Origin of the sequence: Staphylococcus pasteuri, assembly GCF_030547725.1 — a bacterium.
Taxonomy (GTDB): Bacteria; Bacillota; Bacilli; order Staphylococcales; family Staphylococcaceae; genus Staphylococcus; species Staphylococcus pasteuri.
On the sequence record NZ_JAUOQO010000003.1, the window covers coordinates 60,467 to 80,670 of the forward strand.

The window sequence follows — 20,204 nt, forward strand, 5'->3', positions numbered from 1 at the left end:
AGGAAGGTATTAATATGCCAGAATTACCTGAGGTAGAACATGTTAAACGAGGTATTGAACCATACGCCATTAATACAATTATTGATAAAGTAAAATTCTCAGAAAGTGTTATTAATGGAAAAAAGAATGGTAGAGAAACCATAATCAAGGGAATCGAACTTGATAGTTTTAAACGTTTAACTGAAGGATATAAAATTATAAAAATCGACAGAAGAAGTAAATACATCGTCTTTTATATTCAACAAAATGATGAGAATCGTATTTTAATTAGTCATTTAGGTATGGCTGGTGGATTCTTCATTGTAGATGATTTAGAACAAATTACTGCACCTAATTATCGAAAACATTGGCAAGTGATATTTGAACTAAACAATGGCAAAAAATTAGTTTATTCAGATATAAGACGTTTTGGAGAGATAAGAAATGTTAGCAGTTTTGAGTCCTATCCATCATTTTTAAAAATAGCTCCAGAACCATTTGATGATGATGCATTACAACATTTTTTAGATTGTACAAATAAAAAAAGTTATATTAAAAAACCGATTAAACAGGTTATTCTAGATCATAAAGTCATTTCTGGTTGTGGAAATATTTATGCTTGTGAGGCTTTATTTAGAGCAGGTATAAAACCACATCGACTAACTCAAAGTTTAACTGACCAAGAAAAAGAAATGGTATTTTATCATGTTCGTTCAGTACTAAATGAGGGTATAAAATACGGTGGTACCAGCATTTCGGATTATCGACATGCTGATGGAAAAACAGGTGAAATGCAGCTACATCTTAATGTATACAAACAAAAATATTGCAAGGTATGTGGGCATCCAATCGAAACTGAAGTCATTGCATCAAGAAATAGTCACTATTGCCCGACTTGTCAGAAATAAAGGAAGCGTGAAAATATGTCAAAAGTAATAGGACTTACTGGTGGTATTGCATCAGGCAAATCTACTGTATCTGAATTATTAACTGCATTTGGATTTAAAGTGATTGATGCAGATACAGCTGCAAGAGAAGCAGTTGCTAAAGGTACAACAGGTTTAGAAAAGGTAAGAGAAACATTCGGAGAAGAAGCTATCGATGAAAATGGTGAAATGGATCGGAAGTATATGGGAGACTTAGTCTTTAATAATCCTGATCAACGATTAGTGCTAAATGAAATTGTACATCCGATTGTTAGAGAAATTATGGATGAAAAGAAACAACAATATATTGAAGAAGGCCATAATGTCATAATGGATATCCCGCTTCTATTTGAAAATGAATTACAAGATACTGTAGACGAAGTATGGCTTGTTTATACTTCTGAAAGTATTCAAATTGATCGTTTAATGGAGCGAAATGACTTAACCCAAGAAGAAGCAAAAGCACGTGTTTATAGTCAAATTTCTATAGATAAAAAAAGTAGAATGGCTGACCATGTCATTGATAATTTAGGAGATAAATTAGAATTAAAGCAAAATCTAGAGAAATTACTTAGCGAACAAGGTTTCATAGAAAAGTAAATTATCATTTTAAACTCAATGTCTTTTAAGGGCATTGAGTTTTTATTTTGATAATGTTTGCTTATTACATATGATTATAAAAATATTTTGTAAAGTTTAAGTAAACGCTTTCAAAATGATGTTATTATGTTATACTAATGCCATAAAGTATAACATATAAATAAATGATCAAGGGGTGCTTTAAATGGCGACAAATATTGCAATTAATGGAATGGGTAGAATTGGTAGAATGGTGTTAAGAATTGCTTTACAAAATGATAACTTAAATGTAAAGGCAATTAATGCTAGTTACCCACCTGAAACAATTGCACATCTTATCAATTATGATACAACACATGGTAAATATAATGAAAAAGTAGAAGCTATTGAGGATGGTATTAGATATAAGGACCAAGACATTAAATTAGTTTCAGATAGAAATCCTGAAAATTTACCATGGAAAGACTTAGATATAGATGTTGTCATCGAAGCGACTGGTAAATTTAATCATGGTGATAAAGCAATCGCACACATTAATGCAGGTGCTAAAAAAGTATTATTAACTGGACCTTCTAAAGGTGGACATGTACAAATGATAGTTAAAGGTGTCAACGACGATAAATTAGACGTAAATGAATTTGACATCTTTAGTAATGCATCTTGTACAACAAATTGTATCGGACCAGTTGCCAAAGTTTTAAATGATGAATTTGGTATAGTAAATGGTCTAATGACTACAGTTCACGCTATTACGAATGATCAAAAAAATATTGATAACCCACATAAAGATTTACGCAGAGCGCGTTCATGTAATGAAAGTATCATTCCGACTTCAACTGGTGCAGCAAAAGCATTAAAAGAAGTGCTACCTGAAGTTGAAGGTAAATTACATGGTATGGCTTTAAGAGTACCAACTAAAAACGTATCACTTGTGGATTTAGTTGTAGATTTAGAAAAAAATGTTACTGTTGATGAAGTAAATCAAGCTTTCAAAAATGCTAATCTAGATGGTGTGTTAGATGTAGAAACTGAACCACTTGTTTCAGTAGATTTCAATACTAATCCAAACTCTGCTGTTATTGATGCACAATCAACAATGGTTATGGGAGATAATAAAGTTAAAGTAATTGCTTGGTATGATAATGAATGGGGTTACTCAAATAGAGTTGTTGAAGTAGCTGAACAAATTGGTAAATTAATTGATTCACAAAGTGCAGTAGAAGCAGTTTAAAATTGGTAAAAATAAATATATTGAAGCTGTCAATCAAATCCAAACATAAGGATTAGGTTGGCAGTTTTAATTTTTTATAGAAAGCTTTAGAATAATAATTTAGATGTTTCTATTTTCATTAGACAAATTGTTAAATGAAGAGAAATTTAAGTATATTTGTTTTCATTTTTAAGTTAATATAGCCACTTTTTAAAAATAGGTTACACATTTTGAACCATTTATCTCAAATGCGCTTTCTTTTTTAACGTATGATTTTATAGTATAATTGAGAATAATTAAAATAGAAAAGGGTGACAATTATGAAATGCCCAAAATGTAATTCAACGCATTCTAGAGTAGTCGATTCTCGTCACGCAGACGACGCAAATGCAATTCGTCGAAGAAGAGAATGCGAAAATTGTGGTACAAGATTCACAACATTTGAACATATAGAGGTAAGTCCTTTAATTGTAGTAAAAAAAGACGGAACAAGAGAACAATTTTTAAGGGAAAAAATATTAAACGGTTTGGTTAGATCATGTGAAAAACGCCCTGTAAGATATCAACAACTTGAAGATATAACTAATAAAGTTGAATGGCAACTTAGAGATGAAGGTCACACAGAAATATCATCAAGAGAAATAGGGGAACATGTTATGAATTTACTTATGCATGTTGATCAAGTATCATATGTTCGATTTGCTTCAGTATATAAAGAATTTAAAGATATAGATCAATTATTAGCTTCAATGCAAGGGATTTTGAATGATAATAAACGGAGTGATTTATAAATGGGATTACAATCCTTTGAATTTGGATTAAGACCACAAGACAGTTTTGAAGTTATACAAAATTTCCATTTAAATTCACAACATCTAGAGATACTTAATCGTCTTTTTACACCGTTAATTGGACAACAAGCCATTGGTTTATATCATTTTATGCACCAATTTTCCAATGATAATGAACAAGCTTTAACTCACTATGTAATTATGAACGAATTAAAAGAAAATTTATTAGAATTTAGAAATCAAATGGATTTACTAGAAGCGATCGGATTAATGAAATCATTTGTTAAGCATGAAGAACAACAAACTCATTTTGTTTATCAACTTGTCCAACCTCCTTCTGCATATCAATTTTTTAATGATCCTATGTTATCAGTATTTCTTTACAGTGAGGTTGATAAAAAAAGATATCAAATTTTAAAAAAGCATTTTGAACAAGAAAATAAAGATTTATCGAATTATCAACAAACGACAAGAAAATTTACAGATGTATTTCATGTTCCTAATAAAATAATAGATGTCGATACTCAAAATATACCTCAATCAGGAGAATATGCTGGTATCGATTTATCGAATGAATCATTTGATTTTGAAATGTTAAAATCCATGTTGCATAATCATTTTATTTCAAGTGAAATAGTGACTAAAGATGCTAAAGCTTTAATCATGCAACTTGCAACACTTTATGGATTAACAGTAGATGCAATGAAACATATTATTTTAAATTCGATTACTAGTGCACAACAATTATCATTTGAAGAAATGCGTAAACAAGCTCGTTCATATTATTTAATAGAACATGATAATCAATTACCTAAATTAGAACTAAATCAGAATATTAAACAAAACAATACGGCAACACAAAATAAAGAAGATAAAGATCCTGAAAATGATACAGATGCTTGGTTAGATTTATTAGAACAAACAAGTCCTATTGATATGTTAGCTTCTTGGTCAGAATCTGAACCAACTTTGTCACAAAAAAATATGATTGAAGAATTAATTCATAGAGAGAAAATGAATTTTGGTGTGATTAATATCTTGCTACAATTCGTAATGCTTAAAGAAGATATGAAATTACCTAAATCGTATATTTTTGAGATTGCTTCTAATTGGAAGAAAAAAGGGATTACTACAGCCAAACAGGCTTATGAATATGCCTTGAAGGTAAACCAACCTAAACCAACATATGAATCAAAATCTAATTCCTATCAAGGATATAATAGAAAAAGTAAATTAGTCTCTAGAGAAAAAACACCTAAATGGTTAGAAGAAAGAGACAATCCAAATGCTGCAGAACATTCAAAAGATGAAACTGATGATCAATTTGAAAAAGATCGACAAGCATTTCTAGAACAATTAAATAAAGATTGGGAGGAGGATTAGATGGAAAGTTTTAAGCAAATTGTTGGGTCAAATAAAGATTTCGGAAAAAGAATTGCAAAAATACGTCAACAAGTAGTTAATGATCCTGACGTTAAGACATTTTTAAATGAACATCAATCAGAGATAACAAATGCTATTATTGATGAGGATTTAAATGTTTTACAAGAATATAAAGATCAACAAAAACATTATGACGGTCATAGTTATAACGAATGCCCAAATTTTGTTAAAGGTCATGTACCAGAATTATATGTAGAAAATGAACGTATAAAAATTCGTTATTTACCTTGTCCTTGTAAAATTAAATATGATGAAGAACGTCTTAATTCTCAATTAATTACATCACATCATATGCAACGTGATACATTAAACGCTAAAATAAAAGACATTTATACGACTGGACGTAATCGATTAGACTTAGCAATGCAAGTTAATGATATTTGTAAAAAATTGATTAATAACGAAGATGTTAAAGGTTTATATTTATATGGTCCTTTTGGTACTGGAAAATCATTTATTCTAGGTGCTATAGCTAACCAACTTAAGGCTAAAAAAGTACCATCTACTATTGTCTATCTGCCAGAATATATTAGAACATTAAAAGGTGGTTTCAAAGATGGTAGTTATGAAAGAAAATTACAAAGAATACGTGAAGCTAATATTTTAATGTTAGACGATATCGGAGCAGAAGAAGTTACGCCATGGGTTAGAGATGAAGTGATAGGACCATTGTTACATTATAGAATGGTTCATGAATTACCTACATTTTTCACTTCAAACTTAAGTTATGAAGAATTAGAGCATCATTTATCAATGACACGTGAAGGCGCTGAAAAAACTAAGGCTGCTAGAATTATTGAAAGAATTAAAACATTATCAACACCATATTTCTTAAAGGGAGAAAACTTTAGAAACAATTGATATTTTTAAATAATATTGTATAATGGACTTAAATCTAAATCGTTGAAACTGTTGAAGATAAGATAATTTAATCACTATTACACAGAAAGCCATTACTTGATGAGAATATGGTTAATATATTAAATTATTACTACTTTAATGTATGGCATTTGTAATGAATGCTCGGCTCAAGACCGTTATCTTATGTAGAGAAGACGTTGAATGTAATCTTTTGGTTATATTTTGACGTTCAACTAGGGTGGTACCACGACGATCTCGTCCCTGTATTAGGGGCGGGATTTTTTTGTTTTCTCACATTCGTTACAAATTGATATTTATTCAATAAGTCAACGATATGATTTTCATATTTTAGGAGGTTATAGTATGGATCAAATTAATATTCAATTCCCAGATGGCAATTCAAAAGCATTTGATAAAGGCACTACTACAGAAGATATAGCGCAATCAATAAGTCCTGGATTACGTAAAAAAGCAGTAGCAGGAAAATTTAATGGGCAAATGGTAGATTTAACACGTCCATTAGAAACAGATGGTGAGATTGAAATTGTAACACCAGGTAGCGAAGAAGCTTTAGAAGTTTTACGTCATTCAACTGCTCATTTAATGGCACAAGCTTTAAAAAGATTATATGGTGACGTTAAATTTGGCGTAGGTCCAGTTATTGAAGGTGGATTCTACTATGATTTTGATACTGAAGAAAAAATCTCATCTGACGATTTTGAAAAAATTGAAAAAACAATGAAACAAATAGTGGATGAAAATCATAAAATAGAACGTAAAGTTGTATCAAGAGATGAAGCTAAAGATTTCTTCAAAGACGATCCATACAAGTTAGAATTAATTGATGCGATTCCAGAGGATGAAAATGTAACATTATATTCTCAAGGCGAGTTTACTGATTTATGTAGAGGTGTACATGTACCTTCTACTTCAAAAATTAAAGAATTCAAATTACTTTCTACAGCTGGTGCATATTGGCGTGGCGATAGTAACAATAAAATGTTACAACGTATCTACGGTACAGCATTTTTCGATAAAAAAGATCTAAAAGCACATCTTCAAATGTTAGAAGAACGTCGCGAACGTGATCACCGTAAAATTGGTAAAGAATTAGATTTATTCGCAAATAGTCAACTTGTAGGTGCGGGTTTACCATTATGGTTACCAAATGGTGCTACAATTCGCCGTGAAATCGAGAGATATATCGTTGATAAAGAAGTAAGTATGGGCTATGACCATGTTTATACACCAGTTATCGCTAACGTAGATTTATATAAAACATCAGGTCACTGGGATCATTATCAAGAGGATATGTTCCCAACAATGAAATTAGATGAGACAGAAGAAATGGTACTACGTCCTATGAACTGCCCACACCATATGATGGTTTATAATAACAAACCGCATTCTTATCGTGAATTACCAATTCGTATCGCTGAATTAGGTACTATGCATAGATATGAAGCTAGTGGTGCAGTATCTGGATTACAACGTGTAAGAGGTATGACTTTAAATGACGCTCATATTTTTGTAAGACCTGACCAAATTAAAGAAGAATTTAAACGTGTTGTTAATTTAATTCAAGATGTATACAAAGATTTTGGATTTGAAGATTATACTTTCAGATTAAGTTATCGTGATCCAGAAGATAAAGAAAAATATTTCGATGATGACGAAATGTGGGTAAAAGCTGAAAAAATGATTAAAGAAGCTTCTGATGAGTTAGGACTTACTTATGAAGAAGCAATTGGCGAAGCGGCATTCTATGGTCCAAAATTAGACGTTCAAGTTAAAACAGCTATGGGTAAAGAAGAAACTTTATCAACTGCACAATTAGACTTCTTATTGCCAGAACGCTTTGAATTAACTTATATTGGCCAAGATGGAGAACAACATAGACCAGTGGTTATTCACCGTGGTGTTGTATCTACAATGGAAAGATTTGTAGCATTCTTAACAGAAGAAACAAAAGGGGCGTTCCCAACATGGTTAGCACCTAAACAAGTAGAAATCATTCCAGTAAATGTTGATTTACATTATGATTATGCTAGATTAATTCAAGACGAATTAAAATCTCAAGGTGTACGTGTAGAAATCGATGACCGTAATGAAAAAATGGGATATAAAATTCGTGAAGCACAAATGCAAAAAATCCCTTACCAAATAGTAGTGGGAGATAAAGAAGTAGAAAATAAAGAAGTAAATGTGCGCCAATATGGTTCACAAGATCAAGAAACTTTAGAAAAAGATGAATTCATTTGGAATTTAGTTGATGAAATTCGTTTGAAAAAACATAGATAAACTTGAAATTAACAGTCAGTTCATGTATATTACAAGGTAGTTAAAATAAAAGTTGAGTTAGAGGTTGCAATATTAAATAGTAGCTTGTCAGAAGTTGTATGGAACGAATGTTGAACAAGTCAAAGGTAATATTGCCGAAACAAACGTTAACCATAATAGACGTTTGTTGGGACAGTTGTCGAAAGAAACTGTACTGTCACTTAATGTGATGTGCTACCTAATATAGATAAAAGCAAAGTGGTTGCATATCTTAAAGGTATGTAGCCACTTTTTTATTTGCAATGATAAAGTTAATTATTGAATGAAACTAACAATTTTAACGAAAGTCATGCATTTAGTTTTGCTTTGAAAAAGTAACATTGAAGCCTCTAAATACAAGGAAAGGATTCTTCTATGAGTAAAAATCAAAATCAGAATGAAGGCGTTCAACGAGGTTTAAAAGATCGACATCTTTCCATGATAGCAATAGGAGGGTGTATCGGTACTGGACTATTTATGACTTCTGGTGGTGCTATTCATAGTGCTGGTGCGTTAGGTGCACTATTAGCATACGCCATTATTGGTGCCATGGTCTTTTTCTTAATGACATCATTAGGAGAAATGGCAACATATTTACCAGTTTCTGGTTCATTTAGTACATATGCAACACGTTTTGTTGATCCATCATTAGGATTCGCATTAGGTTGGAATTACTGGTTTAACTGGGTTATTACAGTAGCTGCAGACGTTACAATTGCAGCACAAGTGATTCAATATTGGTCACCAATGCAAGGTGTACCAGCATGGATTTGGAGTTGTATATTCCTCGTTATTATCTTTGCATTGAATTCACTATCGGTTAGAGTATACGGAGAAAGCGAATACTGGTTTGCATTAATTAAAGTTGTAACTGTTATCATATTTATCATTATAGGTTTATTAACTATTGTCGGAATCATGGGCGGTAAATTTGTAGGCTTTGAAACATTTACAAAAGGCGAAGGCCCAATATTAGGTGGTAATTTAGGCGGTAGTTTATTATCAATTTTAGGTGTATTCTTAGTTGCAGGGTTCTCTTTCCAAGGTACTGAGTTAATAGGAATCACAGCAGGAGAATCTGAAAATCCAGAAAGAGCTGTACCTAAAGCAATTAAACAAGTGTTTTGGAGAATATTACTATTTTACATTCTAGCGATATTTATTATAGGTATGTTAATTCCTTATGATAGCAATGCATTAATGGGAGGAGATAGCAGCGTATCAACGTCTCCATTTACATTAGTATTCCAAAATGCAGGCTTAGCATTTGCAGCATCATTTATGAATGCTGTTATATTAACTTCCGTATTATCCGCAGGTAACTCAGGTATGTACGCTTCTACAAGAATGTTATATTCTATGAGTAAAGATAAATTAGCATATGCATCATTCTCAAAAACTAATAGAAATGGTGTACCTTATATTTCTCTAGCAATCACTGGAATAATTGTAATTATTATCTTTTTATTACAACATTTAAGTGGTGATGCTTATGACTATATTGTAGCTGCTAGTGGTATGACTGGCTTTATCGCGTGGGTAGGTATTGCAGTCAGTCATTATAGATTTAGACGCGCATTTGATAAACAAAATTATGATAAGTCTAAATTGAAATATAAAGCTAAATTATTCCCATTTGGTCCAATATTTGCTGGATTCTTATGTGTTATTGTTATTTTAGGTCAAGATGTTGATTTCATTAAGACTGGTGATTTTGATATCAATAGATTTATCATTACTTATATGGGTATCCCAGTATTTTTAGCATTCTTTATTTATCATAAAGTAAGATATAAAACTAAAAAAATCCCATTAGAAAAAGTGGATTTACGTCAAGATGTGTCTATGGAAGAAGTAAGACATCATGATTAAATAAAAAAATAGTTGACGAATACATTAATAGTTGGTATGATTAGTAACGTTGAATACGAAACGAACCAAGTAGAAGCTCCCGCTTCTCACCTGTAGCGACGCTGTAAGCAGTTGGCAGGTTAATCATGTTACACAATTAATGTGTGAAGAAGAGCGGGTAGTGATACTCGCTCTTCTTTTTGCTTGGGACAATTTCGTAAAATACTGGGAGGTGTCAACCATAGCAAAAGATCAAACTCAAATTAATGAGAAAATTCGCGCGAAAGAACTTCGTTTAGTAGGTCAAGATGGTGAACAAATTGGTGTCAAATCAAAACAAGAAGCTTTAGAAATGGCTGAACGTGTTGATTTAGATTTAGTAATCGTAGCACCAAATGCTAAACCACCTGTTGCTAGAATTATGGATTACGGTAAATTCAAATTCGAACAACAGAAAAAAGAAAAAGAAATGAAGAAGAAACAAAAAACAATTAACGTTAAAGAAATTCGTTTAAGTCCAACAATTGAGGAACACGATTTCCAAACAAAATTGAAAAATGGACGTAAATTCCTTTCTAAAGGCGATAAATGTAAAGTTTCAATTCGTTTCAGAGGTCGTGCAATTACGCATAAAGAAATTGGTCAACGCCAATTAGAAAAATTTGCTGAAGAATGTAAAGACCTTGCTACTGTAGAACAGAAGCCTAAAATGGAAGGCCGTCAAATGTTCCTTATGTTAGCACCAATTAATGAAAAATAATTAAATTAATTTCTAGGAGGAAATGAATCATGCCTAAAATGAAAACTCACCGTGGAGCAGCAAAACGTGTTAAAAGAACTGGTTCAGGTCAATTAAAACGTTCAAGAGCTTTCACATCTCACTTATTCGCAAACAAAAACACTAAACAGAAACGTCAATTACGTAAAAGTAGATTAGTTTCTAAAAGTGATTTAAAACGCGTAAAACAATTATTATCTTATAAAAAATAATGAAATTAACGATTATCGATTAATAACGTAGATAGAATCTAAGGAGGAATTTAATATGCCACGAGTAAAAGGTGGAACAGTAACAAGAGCACGTCGTAAAAAAACGATTAAATTAGCTAAAGGTTACTTCGGTTCAAAACATACATTATATAAAGTAGCTAAACAACAAGTCATGAAATCAGGTCAATATGCATTCCGTGACCGTCGTCAACGTAAACGTGATTTCCGTAAATTATGGATTACACGTATCAATGCAGCAGCTCGTAAACATGACATGAGCTATTCAAAATTAATGAACGGCTTGAAAAAAGCTGACATCGATATTAACCGTAAAATGTTATCTGAAATTGCTATTTCAGACGACAAAGCTTTCGGTGAATTAGTATCAAAAGCTAAAGACGCTTTAAAATAAATTAATCTTTGATAAGATAGGAAAACCTTTCTAATCTTTATCAAATTATAAAAGCTGAGACATTTTATGATGTCCCAGCTTTTATTTATATTTCTTCGACCAATATTATATTTAACTATAATTTTATAAAACAATGAAAAGTTATAAATCGCGATTTGAAAATAAGTTTGATAGAATGAATTCATAAAAGTAAGTATAAAGGAGAAAAGTATGTCTAAATTTGATGAGCAAATTATTGTAGTACCAAGAACAACTCTTTTTGATAATGAAACAAATGCGTTTAATGGCTTTCTATCGAAAAGTAATGTAAAAGGCGATAATATTTTTAATTCATTAAGTCATTATGAAGTTAAACGTAAAGGAGATATGGAAGAGAACCCAGACTATAAACAACTTATCTCATATTGTCTCTTAGAAAACCAAAATGGCGAAATTCTCGTTTATGAACGCCTATCTGGTGGAGGAGAAGAACGTTTACATGGACAATCATCTATAGGTGTAGGTGGACACATGAATGATGTTGTCGGAGCAGATTCAATCAATGAAGTATTACGAGTCAACGCTCAAAGAGAATTAGAAGAAGAAGTAGGTCTATCTACAGAAGATTCTCAAAATATGGAATATATTGGATTCATAAATGACGATAATAACGACGTTGGTAAAGTTCACATGGGTGTTGTTTTTAAAATCACTGTGAATTCTAACGATGTAGAAGCTAAAGAAACAGACACTTTAAGAATTAAATGGATTGAAAAAGGAAAAATTGAATCTTATGATGACTTTGAGACATGGAGTGCATTAATTCTTCAAGATTTATAATAATTGAGGTGCAAAATGAATGTCAGATATCATTCCGTTTCCATTATCAGAGGGAAAATTAAAAAAAGAAATCAAACAAGCTGAGTTAACGCAAAATTTTGATGAAATGTATAATCTATTTGAACAATATGAAAGTCAATTCGATTTAGATGAAAATTTGGCTATGACAAAATGCAACATGTTATATCAAATGAATGCATTTTTAGAATTGAGAGAAGAAGCAATCATCTTATTAAAAAAAGGTTTAAACAGATATGATGATTTAATGATTTATTACGTTAAAAGTTTAAATGGATTAGAACAATACTATGAAGCTGTTGAAGTCATAAATCAAATTATAGATGAAGTGCGTGATCATAAGACAAGAATGGAGTTATTTCCTTTAAAAGAATATGCACAAGCTCAGTTACAATCTAATAAACAACAACTTTCACAATCTTTAACTGAATTTAATCACTTAAGTACCAGAGAACAAACTCATATCTTACTTCAATTAATAGATAATGGACATTTTGACTTTAAAGAATCGATAAATTATTTATTAAACAATTATTCCTTTGAAAATAATATTATAAGTTTAATGATAGAGTATTTAAGATTCGCTCAATCAGAGGAGCCTATAAGAATTGATAAATACGGTTATACATCAGAAATTAAACCAAAAGATTTAAAAGGTCTTGAACATACAACTATGAAAACTCGAATTATACCTGAAGTGATTAATCAATTAGAAGACGGTGCTTTACATATTGTAGACGAGGCGAACCACATTATGAACAATCATTCTATATTATTATATCCTCTTAATATAGAAGAAATATTTACCATTGATGAATGGACAAACGCATATGATGTTTATTTTAAAGGAATGATTGGTATAGAAAAGAATGTGGTGAAAGAAGAGGCATTAACTTTTATAAAACAATTAGAAAGTTGAATTCGAATTTAATTTCTTGCAAAAGAGAAATAAATCATTTAACGTGAAATTTAATTGAAATAAGTAGTAAATAATTTCACAAACGTTGCAATTTCAATGTTTGTGTACGTAATTGACCTATGCTATAATAGGGAAGTTGAAAAAATAAAATAGTTATTCATGGAGGTATTTATACATGACAGCAACTTGGGAAAAAAAGGAAGGTAACGAAGGATTATTAACAGTTACTGTTCCAGCAGAAAAAGTAGATAAAGCATTAGATCAAGCATTTAAAAAAGTAGTTAAACAAATTAATGTACCTGGATTCCGTAAAGGTAAAGTGCCTCGTCCAATTTTCGAACAACGTTTTGGCGTTGAAGCGTTATATCAAGACGCAGTAGACATCTTATTACCTGAAGCTTATGGTGAAGCAATTGATGAAACAGATATTAAACCTGTTGCTCAACCTGAAGTTAATGTAACTCAAATTGAAAAAGGTAAAGATTTCATTTTTGAAGCTACTGTAACTGTTGAACCAGAAGTTAAATTAGGTGACTACAAAGGTTTAGAAATTGAAAAACAAGAAACTGAATTAACTGATGAAGAATTAGAAGAATCAATTAACCATAGTTTAAGTCATATGGCTGAAATGGTTGTTAAAGAAGATGGCGCTGTTGAAAATGGCGACACTGTTAATATTGATTTCAGCGGATCAGTTGATGGTGAAGAATTTGAAGGTGGACAAGCTGAAGGTTACGACCTAGAAGTTGGTTCAGGTTCATTTATCCCAGGTTTCGAAGAGCAATTAGAAGGTATGAAAACTGGAGAAGAAAAAGATGTAGTAGTCACTTTCCCAGAAGAATACCATGCTGAAGAATTAGCTGGCAAAGAAGCTACGTTCAAAACAAAAGTAAATGAAATTAAATATAAAGAAGTACCTGAATTAGACGATGAAGTAGCTAATGAATTAGATTCTGAAGCAAATTCAGTTGATGAATACAAAGAAAATTTACGTAAACGTTTAGCTGAACAAAAAGCAACAGAAGCTGAAAAAACTGAAAAAGAAGAAGCTATTAACAAAGCAACTGAAAATGCTACTATCGACATTCCTCAAGCAATGATCGATACAGAATTAGATCGTATGGTTCAAGAATTTGGCCAAAGAATTCAACAACAAGGTCTAGACTTACAAACTTACTTCCAAATTTCAGGTCAAGATGAATCTCAATTAAGAGAACAAATGAAAGACGATGCAGAACAACGTGTTAAAACAAACTTAACATTAACTGCAATTGCTGATGCTGAAAATATCGAAGTTACTGACGAAGATATCGATAAAGAATTAGAAAAAATGAGCGAACAATTTAATATCTCTGTAGAAGATATTAAAAACACATTAGGTAACACTGATATCGTGAAAAACGATGTTCGTATCCAAAAAGTAATTGACTTATTAAAAGATAATGCAAAATTAGTTGAAGGTAGTAAAGAAGACTAATTTATAGATATCCTCTACAGCAATAAACATTTAATATTATTATTCTTATATTAATAATTGGAAGGTTTAATAAGATAATCTATCTTGTGGGGTGGGGCCATGAGTTCAATCTATAACAGTTTGAATTCAGTCCCACTCCTTCCTATTTTTTAAGCAAATAAATTGAATGTTATTATGTTGCATTATAGAATGCTATCTAGTATAGTCTTTATGGAATAGGGGTGTAGAAAAGAATGTTCAAATTCAATGAAGATGAAGAAAATTTAAAATGCTCTTTCTGCGGTAAAGATCAAGACCAAGTTAAGAAATTAGTTGCAGGAAGTGGCGTGTATATTTGTAATGAGTGTATTGAACTATGCTCAGAAATCGTTGAAGAAGAATTAGCACAAAATTCTTCAGAAGAATTAACAGAATTACCAACTCCTAAAGAGATTATGGACCATTTAAATGAATATGTAATCGGTCAAGAAAAGGCTAAAAAAGCTTTATCTGTAGCTGTATATAATCACTATAAACGTATTCAACAACTAGGCCCTAATGAAGATGATGTTGAATTACAAAAAAGTAATATCGCATTAATCGGACCAACAGGTAGTGGTAAAACATTATTAGCACAAACATTAGCTAAAACATTAAATGTTCCATTTGCAATTGCAGATGCTACTAGTTTAACTGAAGCTGGCTATGTTGGTGATGACGTTGAAAATATCTTATTACGCTTAATTCAAGCAGCAGACTTTGATATAGACAAAGCTGAAAAAGGTATTATATACGTTGATGAAATTGACAAAATTGCAAGAAAATCTGAAAACACATCAATTACACGAGATGTTTCCGGTGAAGGTGTTCAACAAGCACTATTAAAAATCTTAGAAGGTACGACTGCTAGTGTACCTCCTCAAGGTGGACGTAAGCATCCGAACCAAGAATTGATTCAAATTGATACTACAAATATCTTATTCATCCTTGGTGGTGCATTTGATGGTATCGATGAAGTAATTAAACGTCGTTTAGGTGAAAAAGTAATTGGATTTGCTAGTAATGAAGCAGACAAATATGATGAAGAAGCATTACTAGAACAAATTAGACCAGAAGATTTACAGTCTTATGGTTTAATTCCAGAATTTATCGGTCGTGTTCCAATTGTAGCTAACTTAGAAACGCTAGATGTAGATGCACTTAAAAATATATTAACTCAACCTAAAAATGCATTAGTTAAACAATATACTAAAATGCTTGAATTAGATAACGTTGAATTAGTATTTAGCGATGAATCTTTATCTGCTATTAGTGAAAAAGCTATTGCACGTAAAACAGGGGCACGTGGTCTTCGTTCAATAATTGAAGAAGCACTAATTGATATTATGTACGATGTACCATCATCAGAAGATGTTACTAAAGTCGTCATTACCGAAAAAACAATCAATGATGAAGTTGAACCTGAATTATATGATTCAGAAGGTAATCTAATTAATGATAGTAAAACATCAGCATAAATAACGTTTAAATAGAGTCACATGTTTGTGGCTCTATTTTTTTGTTTAGAAAATGAGTGATTTACTTCTATTTGAAAATGTAGGATGACATTAATATAGGAGTAATGGTAAAGTGTTAATGTGAGAAATAAGTAAAGAGAGGATCACCAATGAAAATTAATCCTAATAATATAGATTTAATTATAAGTGCTGTCAAAGAAGAACAGTACCCAGAAACAGAAGTACCAGAAGTTGCATTAAGCGGACGTTCAAATGTGGGGAAATCATCATTTATTAATAGTATGATAGGTCGTAAAAACATGGCAAGAACTTCACAACAACCTGGTAAAACTCAAACATTAAATTTCTTTAATATCGATGACCAGCTTGTGTTTGTAGATGTGCCCGGATACGGATATGCGAAAGTAAGTAAAGTACAACGTGAAAAATTCGGCAAAATGATTGAAGAATATTTAACAACACGTCAAAAATTACAACTCGTTATCCAACTTGTTGATTTGAGACATAATCCAACTGAAGATGACATGCTCATGTATAATTATTTAAAACACTTTGATATACCGACGCTAATTATATGTACTAAAGAAGATAAAATTCCTAAAGGGAAAGTACAAAAGCATTTAATTAATATTAAACATAAATTAGATTTAGAAGATGGCGATACGATTGTAAGTTATTCTTCTGTCAAAAATAATAAACAACAACAAATTTGGGATCTTATCGAGTCTTATTTATAATTACTTTAAATATTCACAGAAACATTTCAATATATACAATATTTTTATGAGGTATAAAGAAATTAGTAACAATTTTGACAAAAAATTGAATGTAGATTAGAATCTTTCTAATTTATTTGAGCAATCGACTTAATAAAAGATTCAAATGTGTTATACTTGTGTTATTGTAAGTATATGGAGGGCGTTATAAATGCATTTTATAGCAATAAGCATTAATCATCGAACTGCTGATGTAGCACTAAGAGAGCAGGTTGCTTTTAGAGATGATGCCTTACGATTAGCCCATGAAGATTTATATGAAACTAAATCCATCTTAGAAGATGTTATTTTATCTACATGCAATCGTACTGAAGTATACGCCGTTGTTGATCAAATCCATACAGGTCGTTATTACGTCCAAAGATTTTTAGCACGTAAATTTGGATTTGAAGTAGATGATATTAAAGATATGTCAGAAGTTAAAGTGGGGGACGAAGCAGTAGAACATCTATTGCGAGTTATTTCTGGATTAGATTCTATTGTACTTGGTGAAACACAAATTCTTGGTCAAATGCGAGATGCATTTTTCTTAGCTCAAGAAACAGGTACAACAGGAACAATTTTTAATCATTTATTTAAACAGGCTATTACTTTTGCTAAAAAAGCGCATAGTGAAACTGATATTGCAGATAATGCTGTTAGTGTTTCATATGCAGCTGTTGAATTAGCTAAAAAGGTATTCGGAAAACTAAAACACAAACAAGCTGTCATTATTGGTGCAGGGGAAATGAGTGAATTATCACTCTTAAATCTTTTAGGATCAGGAATTACAGATATAACTATTGTTAATAGAACTTTGAGTAAAGCTAAAATCTTAGCTGAAAAACATCAAGTCAACTATCAATCTTTAGATGAATTACCAACTTTATTACAACATGCTGATATTGTCATCAGTTCTACAAGCTCAGAATCATATATCATTACCAACGATATGATTGAATCTATTGCTAATCATCGTAAATTAGATTCTTTATTACTCGTTGATATTGCAGTTCCACGAGACATAGAACCAGGTATTGATGCCATTAACAATATTTTCAACTACGACGTAGATGATTTAAAAGGACTCGTAGATGCGAACTTAAGAGAACGTCAGTTAGCTGCACAAACTATTGTTGAGCAAATACCTAGTGAAATTGAAACTCATAATGACTGGGTAAATATGTTAGGTGTGGTACCAGTTATTAGAGCATTACGTGAAAAAGCAATGAATATTCAATCTGAGACTATGGAAAGTATTGATAGAAAGTTACCTGATTTATCAGAAAGAGAAAGAAAAATCATTTCTAAACATACGAAAAGTATTATTAACCAAATGTTAAAAGATCCTATTAAGCAGGCTAAAGAATTAAGTAGTGATAAGAAAAGTAACGAAAAATTAGAGCTCTTTCAAAGCATTTTTGACATAGAAGCTGAAAATCCTTATGAACAAGCAAGACAGCACAAAGAAAGTAAGGCTAAAGAAATTTCGGCTCGTCGAATTTTTAGTTTTGAATAAGCATATTAATATGGTGATGATATGCAAGAAAACCTGTTTATTAGATTTCATGAAATAATATTAATTATATATTTGATAAGCATTGTTTGCTATTTTCTAGATTTTGTACGTAAAAGTCATAAGATTAGAGTATTTGGCATGTATACATTAGGGATTGTTTGGGTTTTACAAACAATCTCTTTATCTGTTTTTATTATACAAACAAAACATGTGCCATTAGGTTCTTTATTCGACGTATTTTTCTCGTTGACGTGGATTATTATTTCAATATCACTGATTTTGAATTTAATAAAAACATTAAATTTTTCTGTTTTCTTTTTGAATTTAATTGGTTTTATCCTTATGGCAATGATTACGTTTGAACCTAATAGATATCATAGCCAAGTTCAGCAAATTGCAGTAATCAATGAATTATTACTTGTTCATATAGGTTTAGCTATATTGAGTTATGCCTTTTTTGCACTAGCATTTGTAAATTGTTTACTTTATATCATTCAATATCGTAATTTAAAAGAAAAGAATTTTGATCAAAAATACTTTAGAATCGGAAGTGTAGCCACACTTGAATCTATTGTATTTTTTACAACTTTAGCAGGTTGGATTATACTCATAATTAGTATTATTTTAGGCGCTCAATGGGGTGTTTTCTCTGTAGGAGAACGAATCTTTATTGATCCTAAAGTTATCTTTTCAACTATCATTACAATATTGTATGGTATTTATTTAATATTTAGAGTGAGAAAAGTTTTCATTCAAAGATATCTTATATACTTTAATATTATTTTATTCTGTTTATGCATGATTAATTTGTTTTTTACTACTCATTTCTCATAATTAATAGTAGTTAAAATTAATAGCATTGAAATATATAATAAGATTGAGTGATTGTTTAGGAGGCAGCAAAATGCGTAAGTTAGTGGTTGGATCTCGAAGAAGTAAACTAGCCTTAACACAAAGTCAACAATTTATAGATAAGTTGAAACAAGTACGACCTGACTTAGATATAGAAATTAAAGAAATAGTAACTAAAGGTGACCGTATTGTTGATAAACAGTTATCTAAAGTTGGTGGCAAAGGTTTATTTGTTAAAGAAATCCAAAACGAATTATTCAATAAAGAAATAGATATGGCTATTCATTCTTTAAAAGACGTCCCAAGTATAATTCCAGAAGGACTTACATTAGGATGTATTCCTGATAGAGAAATTCCATTTGATGCATATATTTCTCAAGATCATACTCCTCTAAGAGAGTTGCCAGAAGGAAGCATTGTTGGAACAAGTTCGTTAAGAAGAGGTGCTCAAATTTTAGCCAAATATCCACATTTAGAAATAAAATGGATTAGAGGTAATATTGATACTCGTCTAAAAAAATTAGAAACTGAAGATTATGATGCAATTATACTTGCTGCTGCTGGGCTAAAGCGTATGGGTTGGTCAGATGATATAGTGACAACTTATTTAGATAAAGATATTTTACTTCCAGCCATTGGTCAAGGTGCATTAGGTATTGAATGTAGAAGCGATGATGCTGAATTGTTAGAACTTTTAAAAGAAGTTCATAACGAAGATGTAGAAAAATGCGTGACTGCTGAAAGAACATTTTTAGCTGAGATGGATGGTAGTTGTCAAGTTCCTATCGGTGGTTATGCTACGATTAATGGCAGTAAAGAAATAGAATTTACAGGATTAATCATGACACCTGATGGTACTGAACGATATGAACATACTGCTATAGGTACTTCTCCAATAGAACTTGGTAAAGAAGTTAGCCGTGTTTTAAAAGAACAAGGTGCTTATGAAATTATTAGAAAATTAAATGAAGAACAATAATCTTCGAGG

At 31.1% G+C, this 20,204-nt stretch carries 19 protein-coding genes, 1 riboswitch and 1 other annotated feature; all 19 genes read left to right on the top strand.

The window, feature by feature from the left end:
• Positions 1 to 14 precede the first annotated feature (14 nt).
• The 19 genes from mutM to hemC all read left to right on the top strand — a co-directional run bounded on the left by mutM (position 15) and on the right by hemC (position 20,195).
• Positions 15 to 887 (top strand): bifunctional DNA-formamidopyrimidine glycosylase/DNA-(apurinic or apyrimidinic site) lyase, encoded by an 873-nt coding sequence (gene mutM / locus Q4528_RS03900; protein WP_017638210.1) that lies wholly within the window; start codon positions 15 to 17, stop codon positions 885 to 887.
• A 15-nt stretch (positions 888 to 902) separates the two neighbouring features.
• Positions 903 to 1,505: a dephospho-CoA kinase gene (gene coaE / locus Q4528_RS03905; RefSeq protein ID WP_017638209.1), complete on the top strand. Its 603-nt coding sequence runs from the start codon at positions 903 to 905 to the stop codon at positions 1,503 to 1,505.
• A gap of 184 nt (positions 1,506 to 1,689) precedes the next feature.
• Positions 1,690 to 2,715: a type I glyceraldehyde-3-phosphate dehydrogenase gene (gene gap, locus Q4528_RS03910; protein ID WP_017638208.1), complete on the top strand. Its 1,026-nt coding sequence runs from the start codon at positions 1,690 to 1,692 to the stop codon at positions 2,713 to 2,715.
• Between the two features lie 299 nt (positions 2,716 to 3,014).
• Positions 3,015 to 3,485 carry a transcriptional regulator NrdR gene (gene nrdR / locus Q4528_RS03915; protein ID WP_017638207.1) on the top strand — a complete coding sequence of 157 codons (471 nt, stop codon included), beginning with the start codon at positions 3,015 to 3,017 and terminating at the stop codon, positions 3,483 to 3,485.
• The gene (gene dnaB, locus Q4528_RS03920; RefSeq protein ID WP_017638206.1) at positions 3,486 to 4,868 is read left to right on the top strand and encodes a replicative helicase loading/DNA remodeling protein DnaB; all 1,383 of its coding nucleotides are present in this window, start codon (positions 3,486 to 3,488) and stop codon (positions 4,866 to 4,868) included. It begins immediately after the preceding gene.
• Positions 4,869 to 5,789, top strand: coding sequence for a primosomal protein DnaI (gene dnaI, locus Q4528_RS03925; protein WP_017638205.1), 921 nt, complete (start codon positions 4,869 to 4,871; stop codon positions 5,787 to 5,789).
• A 363-nt stretch (positions 5,790 to 6,152) separates the two neighbouring features.
• Complete coding sequence (gene thrS / locus Q4528_RS03930) at positions 6,153 to 8,090, top strand: threonine--tRNA ligase (RefSeq protein WP_046466790.1); 1,938 nt, start codon at positions 6,153 to 6,155, stop codon at positions 8,088 to 8,090.
• Between the two features lie 50 nt (positions 8,091 to 8,140).
• Positions 8,141 to 8,314, top strand: a riboswitch (Lysine riboswitch).
• 169 nt (positions 8,315 to 8,483) lie between these two features.
• Positions 8,484 to 9,980, top strand: coding sequence for an amino acid permease (locus Q4528_RS03935; protein ID WP_046466789.1), 1,497 nt, complete (start codon positions 8,484 to 8,486; stop codon positions 9,978 to 9,980).
• Positions 9,981 to 10,041: 61 nt separating this feature from the next.
• Positions 10,042 to 10,165 (top strand) — a sequence feature (ribosomal protein L20 leader region).
• Between the two features lie 26 nt (positions 10,166 to 10,191).
• Positions 10,192 to 10,719 carry a translation initiation factor IF-3 gene (infC, locus tag Q4528_RS03940; protein WP_026083528.1) on the top strand — a complete coding sequence of 176 codons (528 nt, stop codon included), beginning with the start codon at positions 10,192 to 10,194 and terminating at the stop codon, positions 10,717 to 10,719.
• A gap of 29 nt (positions 10,720 to 10,748) precedes the next feature.
• On the top strand, positions 10,749 to 10,949 hold the full coding sequence (gene rpmI, locus Q4528_RS03945; RefSeq protein ID WP_046466788.1) for a 50S ribosomal protein L35: 201 nt from the start codon (positions 10,749 to 10,751) through the stop codon (positions 10,947 to 10,949).
• Positions 10,950 to 11,004: 55 nt separating this feature from the next.
• A complete protein-coding gene (rplT, locus tag Q4528_RS03950; RefSeq protein ID WP_017638201.1) occupies positions 11,005 to 11,361 on the top strand; it encodes a 50S ribosomal protein L20 in 357 nt (118 codons plus the stop codon).
• 210 nt (positions 11,362 to 11,571) lie between these two features.
• Positions 11,572 to 12,180 (top strand): NUDIX domain-containing protein, encoded by a 609-nt coding sequence (locus tag Q4528_RS03955; protein WP_046466787.1) that lies wholly within the window; start codon positions 11,572 to 11,574, stop codon positions 12,178 to 12,180.
• A gap of 19 nt (positions 12,181 to 12,199) precedes the next feature.
• A complete protein-coding gene (locus tag Q4528_RS03960) occupies positions 12,200 to 13,117 on the top strand; it encodes a hypothetical protein (RefSeq protein WP_029055678.1) in 918 nt (305 codons plus the stop codon).
• A gap of 175 nt (positions 13,118 to 13,292) precedes the next feature.
• Positions 13,293 to 14,594 (top strand): trigger factor, encoded by a 1,302-nt coding sequence (gene tig, locus Q4528_RS03965; RefSeq protein WP_303520617.1) that lies wholly within the window; start codon positions 13,293 to 13,295, stop codon positions 14,592 to 14,594.
• Positions 14,595 to 14,827: 233 nt separating this feature from the next.
• The gene (gene clpX / locus Q4528_RS03970; protein WP_017638198.1) at positions 14,828 to 16,090 is read left to right on the top strand and encodes an ATP-dependent Clp protease ATP-binding subunit ClpX; all 1,263 of its coding nucleotides are present in this window, start codon (positions 14,828 to 14,830) and stop codon (positions 16,088 to 16,090) included.
• Positions 16,091 to 16,239: 149 nt separating this feature from the next.
• A complete protein-coding gene (gene yihA / locus Q4528_RS03975; RefSeq protein ID WP_046466785.1) occupies positions 16,240 to 16,827 on the top strand; it encodes a ribosome biogenesis GTP-binding protein YihA/YsxC in 588 nt (195 codons plus the stop codon).
• A gap of 190 nt (positions 16,828 to 17,017) precedes the next feature.
• The gene (gene hemA, locus Q4528_RS03980; RefSeq protein WP_303520619.1) at positions 17,018 to 18,364 is read left to right on the top strand and encodes a glutamyl-tRNA reductase; all 1,347 of its coding nucleotides are present in this window, start codon (positions 17,018 to 17,020) and stop codon (positions 18,362 to 18,364) included.
• 21 nt (positions 18,365 to 18,385) lie between these two features.
• Positions 18,386 to 19,198 (top strand): cytochrome c biogenesis protein, encoded by an 813-nt coding sequence (gene ccsA / locus Q4528_RS03985; protein WP_026083527.1) that lies wholly within the window; start codon positions 18,386 to 18,388, stop codon positions 19,196 to 19,198.
• A gap of 70 nt (positions 19,199 to 19,268) precedes the next feature.
• Entirely contained in the window at positions 19,269 to 20,195 is a 927-nt protein-coding gene (gene hemC / locus Q4528_RS03990; RefSeq protein WP_046466783.1) for a hydroxymethylbilane synthase, read from the top strand.
• Positions 20,196 to 20,204: the final 9 nt, after the last annotated feature.

Coding starts and splice junctions, on each gene's coding strand:
- coaE (WP_017638209.1), top strand. CDS start 903: ATGTCAAAAGTAATAGGACTTACTGGTGGTATTGCATCAGGCAAATCT.
- ccsA (WP_026083527.1), top strand. CDS start 18,386: ATGCAAGAAAACCTGTTTATTAGATTTCATGAAATAATATTAATTATA.
- hemA (WP_303520619.1), top strand. CDS start 17,018: ATGCATTTTATAGCAATAAGCATTAATCATCGAACTGCTGATGTAGCA.
- dnaB (WP_017638206.1), top strand. CDS start 3,486: ATGGGATTACAATCCTTTGAATTTGGATTAAGACCACAAGACAGTTTT.
- gap (WP_017638208.1), top strand. CDS start 1,690: ATGGCGACAAATATTGCAATTAATGGAATGGGTAGAATTGGTAGAATG.
- yihA (WP_046466785.1), top strand. CDS start 16,240: ATGAAAATTAATCCTAATAATATAGATTTAATTATAAGTGCTGTCAAA.
- hemC (WP_046466783.1), top strand. CDS start 19,269: ATGCGTAAGTTAGTGGTTGGATCTCGAAGAAGTAAACTAGCCTTAACA.
- clpX (WP_017638198.1), top strand. CDS start 14,828: ATGTTCAAATTCAATGAAGATGAAGAAAATTTAAAATGCTCTTTCTGC.
- Q4528_RS03955 (WP_046466787.1), top strand. CDS start 11,572: ATGTCTAAATTTGATGAGCAAATTATTGTAGTACCAAGAACAACTCTT.
- rplT (WP_017638201.1), top strand. CDS start 11,005: ATGCCACGAGTAAAAGGTGGAACAGTAACAAGAGCACGTCGTAAAAAA.
- Q4528_RS03960 (WP_029055678.1), top strand. CDS start 12,200: ATGTCAGATATCATTCCGTTTCCATTATCAGAGGGAAAATTAAAAAAA.
- thrS (WP_046466790.1), top strand. CDS start 6,153: ATGGATCAAATTAATATTCAATTCCCAGATGGCAATTCAAAAGCATTT.
- rpmI (WP_046466788.1), top strand. CDS start 10,749: ATGCCTAAAATGAAAACTCACCGTGGAGCAGCAAAACGTGTTAAAAGA.
- tig (WP_303520617.1), top strand. CDS start 13,293: ATGACAGCAACTTGGGAAAAAAAGGAAGGTAACGAAGGATTATTAACA.
- mutM (WP_017638210.1), top strand. CDS start 15: ATGCCAGAATTACCTGAGGTAGAACATGTTAAACGAGGTATTGAACCA.
- Q4528_RS03935 (WP_046466789.1), top strand. CDS start 8,484: ATGAGTAAAAATCAAAATCAGAATGAAGGCGTTCAACGAGGTTTAAAA.
- nrdR (WP_017638207.1), top strand. CDS start 3,015: ATGAAATGCCCAAAATGTAATTCAACGCATTCTAGAGTAGTCGATTCT.
- dnaI (WP_017638205.1), top strand. CDS start 4,869: ATGGAAAGTTTTAAGCAAATTGTTGGGTCAAATAAAGATTTCGGAAAA.